Below are 4,609 nucleotides of genomic sequence, written 5' to 3'. Positions count from 1 at the left end.
GGCTACATTAAATCTCTTCTCCAACAGCAAAAACGCGACGAATGCAACCGAAGCAGCTGCTAAATCATCGAAAAATGCGGCATCAACTAAGGGTGATATTCCTAAGGGTACGGATAAAACTAATACTTCAAAGGACAAAAAAAATAGAAATAAACCTAAGGAGTATGGTACGCCTAATTCCACAGAAGTAGTGAGAGATAAGGACGGTAATATAACTAAATATACTACTTACGGTTCCGACGGTAAAATTGTTAAAGAGGTTCGTGTAACAGGAAAAGAACATGGAGATATTCCTAGACCAAATGTAAAAGAGCCTAAATACAATACTAACCCTAAAACAGGGGAGAAGTTTCAAAATGGTTATGAGGTTCGACCAGCTGACTCGTCTGAAATACCTAAAAATATTCCATAAAAAGATTAGGATGTGATATTCTTGTTCAATGATGAAATAAATAGCGAATTTATGGAGTTTAAAGATGTTAATGAAGGGAAATTTACATGGTGGAGCTATGTAAATATGAAATCAGATATAAAAACAGCACTTGGGTTTGCGAAATTTTTTTATCCGGATGTTATTGAAGTCGAAGGATGTTTTTTATTAAAAGATAAGTTTTCAGAAAAATATTTCGAAATGTGGAAGGAGGAATGTCAAAAAAATAAAGTTAATATAGAAAAAATGATGAACTTATATCAAGTTAGAGATTTTTTTCATATTAATGTTGATGAGGATGAGAACTTAGAGGAGCAAATACAGGCTTTAGGAGAGGTTCTTAAAATATTTTGGTCACTTAGCTTTAAGAACAGATTCCCAGATCGGGAGATAGTAGTAAGTGTGTTCGAGGAGGAGGACGGAGAATTATTCATTACTGTATATGAAAGATGAGTAAAAAATTTGATTACCTTGACTGGCTATATGCCTTTCAAGGTTTTTTACTTATACGAAAAACTGATGGGATGTATATTTAATTAATGATGGTCAGTTATGACACATGAAAATGCTTACTGTTAGAAAAGATACTAAGATGACATTTATGGGCGTAAAAGATAGTGGGACAAAGTGAGAAAAAAGATGTGTTTTGAGAATCGAGAGCTCATGAATGTTGTAGCATTAAGTTATTTTAATACGGGGATACGGAGAAAAGAACGAGAATTAAGCGAGAGACACTTTAAATGGCAAGGATAGTTTAAAATGGAATAACTAACAAACTAACGAAAATGACAAAGCTCGTGGTGATAAACAAAGATATAAATAGTTTTTAATTGTATACAGTTAAAGATATCCCTAAATTGCAATTGGAACATATAGCTATGAACTGCACATGCGCAAAAGTGACGATGTATACATTCATATGTATTTTAAAAACTTTAGAGAAACAGAAGGTCACTTACATACCCTAAGAATTGAGACAAGGCCAGAGCATTACTATGAATTAGAGTTGAATAGTCAGGGATGAGTAGACCCTTGGACAATTACTTTCAGCACTACGTAGTAGCCTGATGGTCGTGGAGTAAGACTTAATCAAGACGGAACATTTAAGGGCTTTATTGACGAATAAAAAAGGAGTAGATAGTTTGGAAAATCTTGAAATTATTCTAGAAGACTTCCGAAAAGATGAGTTAAATAAACTAGTGTTTGAAGAACTTTTGATTAGTTCACCAGAAGTAAAGTCATCTCATTTCTTTGATAAGAATAGTGGAGATAATATTGAATTTCATCAAATTAAAAGTTACCAAGAAATACTCACTCCGTTAGGGACGGGAAATGTATTTCTGAACCAAATAGAAATAGGATGTAGCTTAAATAATGTTATGATAATATTTTCCTTTGATAAAGATACAGGGGATATTACTTTTAATTTTTCAGAAAGAGAGTTATTAGTAGGTGCGAGAACTGAAATAAAGTTGAAATCTAAGAAAATAGTAGAATCTCTTTTAGTTCTAAAAGACAAATATGATATTCCAAAAATAAGAATCGGTTTTGAGCCTGCATCCGATGAAGATAGTTGCTTACTGGTGATTGGTCAGGAAGCAATTGATTTAGAAAGTGCTATTGAACAAATTTTGAGATAAAACTTAAACCTATAGAGGCACATACCAGTGTACCCTTTGTAAAGGACATTAAAAAATGGGCAACTTATTTAAACTGTATCTTATAAGATAGACACTTTGAAACAGAAATATCTCAAAATGAATCGCAATCCTTATAAAATGTTCAATTTAGTGTTGACATTCCAGTAAATTATTTTTAAAACCTTGAGGAGTTCACTATGCTTTTCAAGGTTTTTCCTTGAACCGAAGAAATAAAATATACTAATATACCCTATAAATTACCGATAATAAAAGAGGAAGAAGTAGTTTAATAAAGTTTAAGATAGATTGTTTTTTATTAGCGGATTTTAAGATTACAACATAGGGTACGGAAAATCCTATGTATGTGCCTAAGGATACCAATGGGAACAAATTAGGGTTACCAAGAAATAAAGATGGGAAATTGGTTAATGGTACTTCTCATAAACCTGACTCTATGAATCCACACACTCAAATTGGGATTAAAAAAGGAGTATATTCAAACACTTGAGTGGGGAAAAAATGGGATGCCGATTCAACGGACAGACTGTACAGACCATGGTAGAGGGGACCATGTAAACCCACATTCACACGAAGCTATTTTTAAGGATGGATCATGGAGCTTTAAAGAATAAGTCATTGGGGAGTAAAATTATGAATTTAAAAGAACCAGCTTTTATGCTAAAGGTACGTGGTAATAAGTTTTTTAATGAAGAGCTTTCTTGCTTAGGTTGGCAATTAGCTGAAATTTTAATATCTCTTAAGGATTATACCGAAAGTCATGATTGGTATATTTTTGATGTATTAGGTACTAGTAAGACATCTCTTCACGAGTTGTTTCCTAAGAATCCAAAGGAACTTTGTATTGTACTTTCAACAGATGAATTAATAGATAAAGTGAAAACGATAATACAATTTGAGTCAGGGGTATTCATTGCTATTCAAAAAGGTAAAAAGATTAATTGGAATTTCAATCATTTACCTGAAACTGAAGAAAGTGAGGGATTACAACATCTATTTGCAGAAATAGAAATTCGTACTTTTGATTATTCATTTTTTGAGATTTACGGGAATAATATTGAAGTGAAAAAAACAATATTAAATCATTTTAGGAAAAATTAATTTGAGAATAAAGGATTTATTAACCTTGAATGGCTTTTTGTCTTTCAAGGTTTTTTATGTTTTATTAATGTTGTGTTAAGAATGTCCCTTTTTAAATCAAAAACTGATGGTAAGGCGACGTACGAGATTGGTTGCAGTGACATTTAAATAAAATGAACACGTACTTACTATTAGATTTATATTTGCACACGAGAGAAAGGCGATAACGTTCATCTTGCCTTCCCGACACATCGGGAGGAAGTTGCCGTTGTCCGCCATAGTGTACGAAAGGGCGGCGACTCCAACCCAAAAACAGCCGATCCCAAAACGTCCTACTGGGGCACACCAAAAGGCAAGGACATCAAGCTAGACCCACAAGCTGTCACATTTACTGCACAGGAAGGCTCCGTTTTCCTAAAGTTGGATCAGGGAAGCGGGGTAGAAGTACATAGTAAGCAATCACTTACACTAAAAGCCAATGATATCACCTTTGCAGGTAAAAGCATTTCGATGAACGCAACAGAATCTATGCACTTGACATGTGGCTCCAGCAGTCTCGTTCTCGACGGAATTACCGATATACAGGGACAGATTGTGACAATGGAAGGCTCGAACAAAGCACCTGTATCCGTGTCTGATGCATCAGAAGACGGAGCTGACCTTGAATCTGCCCTAGACGTCATGGGCATGATCCCTCTTGGTGGGGGTGGTGCTTAATGGCGAAGAAGGGGAAAGGTAAGAATATAGGTTTTTTTGGAGCGATAAGCAGCCTCCTTGGTAGTATCCCTGCTGTGAAGAGTGCAAAAAAAGCAGCAGGAAAGGCCATTAAAAAGCAAATCAAAAAGTCGAAAAATAAATTAAAATTAAAGAACCTCTTGAAAAAGCTTAAGAAGAAGCGTAAGAAAAAGAGAGGTAAGCTTTTTACAAAGGCCAGGAAGCTTAGAAATAGGCTATCCAGGAGAAAATTGGCCAGGAAGTTTAAACGGGCTGCGAAAAAAGCAGTACTTACAGTGAAAAAAGCAACTGTTAAGCAAGCAACTAAAAAGGCCAGCAATGCGGCCAAAGCTGCTGTCAAACAAGTCAAAAAGAATGAAAAAGCTCAAAATCTTAAACTAGTTTCTATGGGGTTAAATTACATTCCTGTTTTCGGAAATATTAAGACTCTATATGAAATGACCACTGGAAAAGATATGATTACTGGACAGAAAGTGGTAATTCCAAAAGGTGGATCAAAGTATATAAATTTAGAAAAATCCTGTCCTATGCCTCAGAATAAAGGTAAAACTAAAAAAGAAAAAGAACGTGAAATAATAGACAAATTTATAGAAGAACAAAGAAATCATGAAAAGAAACTATTAAAATCTACATTTAATTTCTTTTTCGAAGATATTGAAACAATGTTAAGTCCTGACTCAACATGGAAAGAACGAGCTGAAGCTGC

Annotated in this window: 6 protein-coding genes; all 6 read left to right on the top strand. The window is 34.3% G+C overall.

Translation table 11 applies throughout. The features are described from left to right. A partial coding sequence (locus AN161_RS15995) for a polymorphic toxin type 24 domain-containing protein (RefSeq protein WP_241774583.1) occupies nt 1-412 on the top strand: 412 nt, incomplete at its 5' end. A gap of 12 nt (nt 413-424) precedes the next feature. After that, nucleotides 425-883, top strand: a complete 459-nt coding sequence (locus tag AN161_RS15990) for a hypothetical protein (RefSeq protein ID WP_241774582.1) — start codon at nt 425-427, stop codon at nt 881-883. A gap of 689 nt (nt 884-1,572) precedes the next feature. After that, on the top strand, nt 1,573-2,070 hold the full coding sequence (locus AN161_RS15985) for a hypothetical protein (RefSeq protein WP_053595344.1): 498 nt from the start codon (nt 1,573-1,575) through the stop codon (nt 2,068-2,070). Nucleotides 2,071-2,721: 651 nt separating this feature from the next. After that, the gene (locus AN161_RS15980) at nt 2,722-3,189 is read left to right on the top strand and encodes a hypothetical protein (RefSeq protein ID WP_053595343.1); all 468 of its coding nucleotides are present in this window, start codon (nt 2,722-2,724) and stop codon (nt 3,187-3,189) included. A 399-nt stretch (nt 3,190-3,588) separates the two neighbouring features. Next, nucleotides 3,589-3,885 (top strand): hypothetical protein, encoded by a 297-nt coding sequence (locus AN161_RS30645; RefSeq protein WP_241774581.1) that lies wholly within the window; start codon nt 3,589-3,591, stop codon nt 3,883-3,885. Continuing rightward, nucleotides 3,885-4,609: pre-toxin TG domain-containing protein (locus AN161_RS15970; protein ID WP_053595342.1), on the top strand; the 725-nt coding region annotated here is incomplete at its 3' end. The genes AN161_RS30645 and AN161_RS15970, both read left to right, overlap by 1 nt.

It is taken from the genome of Lysinibacillus sp. FJAT-14222 (assembly GCF_001278875.1).
GTDB classification, from domain to species: domain Bacteria; phylum Bacillota; class Bacilli; order Bacillales_A; family Planococcaceae; genus Lysinibacillus; species Lysinibacillus agricola.
This window is presented reverse-complemented; position numbering and strand designations above follow the sequence as displayed.

Coding starts and splice junctions, on each gene's coding strand:
- AN161_RS15980 (WP_053595343.1), top strand. CDS start 2,722: ATGAATTTAAAAGAACCAGCTTTTATGCTAAAGGTACGTGGTAATAAG.